Source organism: Rhizobacter sp. P2_H3, assembly GCF_056403355.1.
In genome coordinates this window covers 1-2,118 of record NZ_JBFUFQ010000441.1, presented here as the reverse complement: position 1 = coordinate 2,118, position 2,118 = coordinate 1, and the positions used below count along the sequence as shown (strand labels likewise).

The following is a 2,118-nucleotide window of genomic DNA, read 5'->3' as shown; positions in this document are numbered from 1 at the left end:
GGCTTGCGATGGATGACGACGACAAGGTCAGACGCAACTGCATGGCTGCAAGCAGTGCCGTTTTAGCTGGCTGGATGTTGGGTATTCAGCAGAAGGATGTTTGGAAGCGTATCTGGGGAGAAGAGATCACTGCTCAACCCTTTAGGGCGTGGCTCGTGATCTTGCTAGTTCTTCTTTATCTCTTCATGCGATACTTCTTCTCAGACGAGCGCCGTGAAGCGCATAGCGAAATGCTCCATGAATTCAATGCCGGGCGAAAGAAGACCGTCGTGTCTGGATTGAAGCAGGAATATCTAAAATACAAGCGCACAGGCTCTCCGGCAAGGCACTTCAAAGACGACGGCGCACGTGTAATGAAGGAGGCTGAGGAAGGCGACCCGACTTTTGCAGCTTTCCTCCCCACATTCGGTAGTCCAGGCGCACTCCGTTTCACAAACGGATCACAGGAGGGGATCATTCCGATTTCCTTAGTTCCAGATGATGTGGGGCAACTACGGTCGATCGAAATCGAGTTCGAAGTAGATCGGCGACTGCGGATCTATTCAGCGACCTATGCAACACTGACAATGCTGATTTGGTCAAAGGGATTAACGGAGATCCTGATCCCTATATCTCTCGCGTTAACAGCCATCGCCTACTCGTTTTACAAAATAGCTGGAGCTTGGTAGCCAATTTTAGCAAATGTAAACCGCACCAATATTGCTGATTTATATTTCACTGCAGAGGAAGTTAGATCGTGGACTACAGCGAGATCAACACCATCCGGGGCCAGTACCAAGCAGGCATGTGGCCACAATTTCTACAAATGGTGCAAATCGACGGTCTACGTGGATGGGCTGGTCAGTCTGTCGAGTTTAATTTTCCGGTAGTGGCTGTAGTGGGGGAGAATGGCAGCGGCAAGAGCACGTTGATGAAGATTGCAGCTTGTGTTTATGACAGCAAGGACAAAGAAAAGCGCTTTTACCCGTCTGCATTCTTTGTCGAAACACACTGGGACACCATCCAAGGCGTAAAAATCGACTTTCGCGTCAAACGCGGACCAAATGTCGAAAGCTTTAGGATGACAAAACTCACACAAAGGTGGCGAGTTCCCGACAACGCCCCCAAGCGAGATGTATTTTTACTCGATATCGCACGGACGCTTCCACTCGATGCGTCAGTGGGATATGCCAAGATCGCACGTTCTGCGGCGTCTGAAATTGAAAGCGCTGAAATCAGCGATGCATTTCGTGACCGTTTGTCCCATGTCCTCGGGCGCAATTACAGCAAAGCCAGATTCGCAACGTCTGATGTAGACAAGAAGCGCCAAGTTGGTTTGCTTGAACGAGAATGGGGAGAATTATCCCAGTTCCATCAAGGTGCCGGCGAGGACGCGACTCTTGATTTGTTTCGAACACTACAAGGCATTCCGGACAACTCCCTCCTGCTCATCGACGAAGTTGAAGCGTCCTTGCATCCGCGCGCGCAACGTCGACTCGTCCGCTTTCTACTTTGGTTAGCGCGACACCGCCGCGTGCAAGTAATTTTGTCGACGCACAGCCCCTTTGTCCTGCAGGAACTTCCCCAAGAAGCTCGTATCCTTCTTCTGCCTGGTCCGCAGGGTTTGAGTGTCGTATACGGAGTCTCGGCTGACTTCGCTATGAGCCGCCTAGATGACGAGGTTCACCCCGAAGTTCATGTTTTTGTTGAGGATCGCGATGCAGAGATACTTCTCCGAGAGATCTTAGCATCTGCAGAAGAGTCCGCAAAATTGCTAAATCGAATTGCAATTAATCCTGTCGGACCGGCGAATGTTGTGGCGATGCTGGGTGGACTCGGGAAGGCCGGCAAGCTTCCATACAAATCCGTCGCCATTCTCGATGGTGACCACGCAGATCCTAATTGCCTCGTCTTGCCCGGAACAGTCGCACCGGAGAGATTGATTTATTCTGAACTGAAGGCAAAAGGATGGCCGAACTTGTCTCAGCGATTCGGCATCGGGGCCGGAACTCTCTTTACTGCCCTTGATGACGCCATGTTGGAGCCCGATCACCACAGATGGAATGCGAAGGTGGGTGATCAAATATTGAAAAGTTCTGTGAGCGTCTGGGAAGTGCTTGCGAATGAGTGGTGCAGATC

Annotated in this window: 2 protein-coding genes; both read left to right on the top strand. The window is 51.0% G+C overall.

The annotated features are described in order from the left end of the window. Nucleotides 1-668: hypothetical protein (locus tag AC1D1T_RS32100; RefSeq protein ID WP_477993403.1), on the top strand; the 668-nt coding region annotated here is incomplete at its 5' end. A 68-nt stretch (nt 669-736) separates the two neighbouring features. Then, the coding region (locus AC1D1T_RS32095) for an ATP-dependent nuclease (RefSeq protein WP_477993401.1) at nt 737-2,118 on the top strand (1,382 nt) is incomplete at its 3' end.